Genomic DNA, 3,890 nt, shown 5'->3' on the forward strand with positions numbered 1-3,890 from the left:
CCCCCATTACATTGCCATACTTTTCATAATCATACCACTTCTACATGAAGAAAATTCTCCTCCTAATCATGCTTATGGCCTCTTTTCAGGCCTTCGCCCAGAAAAAGACGCAACCGAAAAAAGCGCAGGCCAAACCTCGTACTGAATTAATCTACGACGTTGATGCAGTAAAAAACTTAGCCAATGGTGAGATAGACCATTCGCCCTGCCGGGTAGTCAAACGGGGGAATAATATCATCTGGACTAGTCCCGACAACACTTTGATTTTCACTATCACCAAAACTGAATGGAAAGGCAAAGAGCATGTCGAGTACACAGCTAATCAGGGCACGGTCAACGCTAGTTGGATATTCAGAACTGTCCAGGGTGAAAAACAGATTGCTTTCTTCACCCACATGGAGGACGACAACAATGTGGCCATGCAGATGCGCGTCGTAGAAGTGCGGAGCAGACCGTATTAAAGGCACAAAAAAGCCCGCCGATGTGAAATCGGCGGGCCTGATTTTTTGGCTGGGTGGTTATTTGCCCCAGTAGTGCTCTGCGATGGTGGCCGCGAGAGCGAAAATGTAGGGCAGACTGTCCACGAGGACGCCCACTGCCTTCTTTTTCAACTTCTTACTCATAAAAGGGTACGTATTTTCCATATGTATTAGGTTATGCCCGGTCCCTCCCTACCCAGGAAGCAACACAGCCCCCCGGCGAGGACGAGAACAGGTGGAAACCTGACCCCGTTAGTAGGCTGCTACTCTTAAATAGGGCAGCTTTGAAATTCTAATATTAAGTTTTTGTTACCTTTTGCTTTTTTGCACTATGCCAACACCTTCACTAATGGAATCAGCTCAGCATATTTTTGCCAAAGACCTGCCCACCGCTAATAAGTGGTACACCGCGCTCTTAGGCATTTCGCCCTCCGAGGAAGATTACGGGTTTCGCTACCAGCTAGGCGGCAGCTCGCTTGTATTGAGCCCGAGTGGGAATAAAGGGCCGTTGGGCCTATCAATATCCTCCATTGATGAAGCCCGCAAAAGGCTCGACCAATTGGGCCTGAACACCGGAGAAATATTGGGGATGGTTCATGGATATGATGACGGAGAGACCGCCTCATTTCAGGACCCTTCTGGCAATTTGCTTATGCTCACCGACCAAACTAACCTCACTCGTAAGGGGCAGTAGGGAACAAAAGGGAAATAGAAAAAGCCCCGGCCGAGCAGTAGAGGGCGAACCTTCAACACTGCTGACCGGGGCTTTCAGGCGTTAATAGCACCTACCGTATTCCTTCCTGCTTGATACCTCTACCAAACAAGTCCGCTTCGGGTAAGCCCGGCTAAGGTAGGGCAAAAATCCGTAACTTAGACCGGCAGAAAAAACAAAGCCATAACCCACTATGGTTTGAACTTGGGGAAGGGGCCTGCTGCGCGCCCCTTCCCCAAGTTCAAACCGTGGTCCCTGCGGGGCAGCTCGTTCCCCTGGGGGCGCTGCCCCCTGCTCCCCCGAGGTAAAAAGGCATGAGGCTAAGCCGCCTGCTCACCCTTCCGACAATTTGCCGGAACCCCCCTACCGGCAATGTCGGAACCCCTTTCCCCACTGCCCCATGCCCTACGCTGTCATCCGAGTTGCCAAAATCAAAACCCAGGCGCACGCCCTGTCGGCCACCGGCCACAACTACCGCCAGGAGCAGCACCCCCACTCGATAGGCAACGCCGACAAGGAGGCCCCCCACCCGAACCGGGAGTATATCAACCATGAGAAAAAAGACTACTGGAGCCTTTTGGAAGCTCGCATCCAGGAAGCCGGGGTGAAGCGTGTCCGGTCGGATTCCGTGCGCGGGATGGAGGTGATTCTGACCGGCAGCCCGGAGGGGTTTGTTCGTGGCCAGGACGGGCGAGCGGCCGACTATTCCAAAAGCAAATGGGCGCAGGACAATTTGAATTTTTTGAAGGAGCAGTTCGGGGCCAAGAACATCGTTTCGTTCACGCTGCACCAGGACGAGAAGACCCCGCACATTCACGCGGTGCTGGCCCCCATCACAGACAAAAACACCTTGTCGGCCGACCAGCTATTCAACCCCAAGAGCTTGCGTCAGCTGCAAACCGAGTACGCCCAGGCAATGGCCCCACACGGGTTTGAACGCGGCATCGAGCACAGCCAGGCCAAGCACGACCCCATGCAGCGGCTGTACGGGTTGGAGGCCCAGCACGCGCAGCGTGTGGCGGAGCTGACCAGGCCCGCCGCGCCGGCGCCGGCATTCCAGCTCACCGACCCACCCCTACTCGGGCGGGACGAGTGGAAAGCCAGCGAGGAAGCACGGATTAACGCCGAGCTGGCCCGCCAAGCCCAGGCCGCGCGGGCGCAACTCGCTGAGGTCGCCAAGCTGGCCCAGGCGAACACGGCCGCAGTGGAGCAGGTGAGAGTGCTCCAAAAACAGTTGAGCACGTCAGAGGGGCTAAAACAGGGCCATTTTGGGGCCTTGCAGACCGCGCAGCAGGAGGAAGTAATTCTTTCCCGCGACTACGACCGTACGGCCGTGCAGTACGCCCAGGGGGCCGATTTGCCCGATTTGAAGCAATACGGGCAGCAAGTGCGCGAGGAAACGCGCCAGGCGCTCGTGACCATGCTAGAACAGACCCTAGCCAAGCCGGTGAAGGATGCGGCTGACTTCCAGGCCAAACTAAAGGCAGCAGGCTACCAGGCCGAGCGCGACGAACAGAGCAAGGGCACAATACTGGTCCACGAGCAGACCGGAGCGAGATTCAAAACCGCCGAAATTCAGCCAAACGGCCAGTTTATTGGCCCGCAGCTTACGGCCGCCATCGAGCGCACGGCCCAGCAGGCGTTGAAGCAGAGCAAAGGCCAAGGCCGAGGGGGTGGAATCGGCATGTAATTCGAGGCCGAAATACCCTCAATTTAAGAACTTAAGAAGTAGCCCTGTCTAACTACTTGATTACTAATACTAATCACTTTCCATACTGGAAAGCTGGACTTTCCACCTTAGAAAGTTTCACTTGGCATAAATAAGCACTAAAAAGAAAGTGAAACTTTCCGTTTTTAGTGCTTATTTGGAAAGTGATTTTTACCTTTGAGGGAAATCATTTTTTCCTTTTTAGCCCTCTTTTGTAAAGTGAAACTTTCCGATTTTGAACGAAACAGAACTAATCCCTTCTTAGATAAGGCATTAGATGAGGTGCAAATTTCTCGCAAGTACAAGACCGCAACTCGCACTGGTGAGAGCGCAATGCTGCAAGCATTCGACCCCAAGACAGGCGAGATTTTGGGCCATACTATGTTCATTCGGGAGATAGAGGTGGACGAGGAAAAATTCACCAAGCTCTATTTAAGCCAATTCGAGAGCTTTTGGGAGCTTTCCAAGCCTGCTATTAGGGTTTTTGGGTACATCATGCAGAAGATGAAGCCCAAATCTGACAAGCTGGAATTCTTCATCGATGAGTGCATGGAATACACCCAGTACAAGAGCATCAAGCCCATTTACGCCGCGCTCGCCAGCCTGATAGAAGCAAAAATCCTTGCCAGGGGCTACAACGAGAATGTGTACTTCATCAACCCCATGATAATGTTCAATGGGGACCGAGTAAGTTTTGTGCGCAGCTACGTCAAAAAGAAGAAATTAAAGCAGGGCGACCCACAGCAATTGTCGGTATTTGATGCCATTCCCCCATTTAACATAGGTTAGCCCTCATGCTCAGCGCTGAAGAATACGCTCAGCTCCCGGACGAGCTGAAGTACCCGCCCCACGTCGCCGGCCCGCCAGTGCTCGACACCGCCGAGGAGCAGGACCTAAAACGAGGTTGGTGTTGGTATCCTCGTGCCGGTGCAGGGAATGAGCAGGCGGCTTAGCCTTATGCCTTTTTTACCTCGGGGGTTTGGGGGCAGAG

General features: G+C 53.5%; 4 protein-coding genes. All 4 read left to right on the forward strand.

Annotated features, from left to right (window positions below):
* Nucleotides 1-44 precede the first annotated feature (44 nt).
* The 4 genes from VI25_RS16915 (at nt 45) to VI25_RS16930 (ending at nt 3,688) form a co-directional block, all read left to right on the forward strand.
* Nucleotides 45-461: a hypothetical protein gene (locus tag VI25_RS16915; RefSeq protein ID WP_045690364.1), complete on the forward strand. Its 417-nt coding sequence runs from the start codon at nt 45-47 to the stop codon at nt 459-461.
* 349 nt (nt 462-810) lie between these two features.
* Entirely contained in the window at nt 811-1,173 is a 363-nt protein-coding gene (locus tag VI25_RS16920; RefSeq protein ID WP_152981675.1) for a VOC family protein, read from the forward strand.
* 418 nt (nt 1,174-1,591) lie between these two features.
* Complete coding sequence (gene mobV / locus VI25_RS16925; RefSeq protein ID WP_055562680.1) at nt 1,592-2,881, forward strand: MobV family relaxase; 1,290 nt, start codon at nt 1,592-1,594, stop codon at nt 2,879-2,881.
* A gap of 237 nt (nt 2,882-3,118) precedes the next feature.
* Nucleotides 3,119-3,688 (forward strand): replication/maintenance protein RepL, encoded by a 570-nt coding sequence (locus tag VI25_RS16930; protein WP_072144847.1) that lies wholly within the window; start codon nt 3,119-3,121, stop codon nt 3,686-3,688.
* Nucleotides 3,689-3,890 lie beyond the last annotated feature (202 nt).

It is taken from the genome of Hymenobacter sp. AT01-02 (assembly GCF_000961955.2).
Taxonomy (GTDB): Bacteria; Bacteroidota; Bacteroidia; order Cytophagales; family Hymenobacteraceae; genus Hymenobacter; species Hymenobacter mucosus.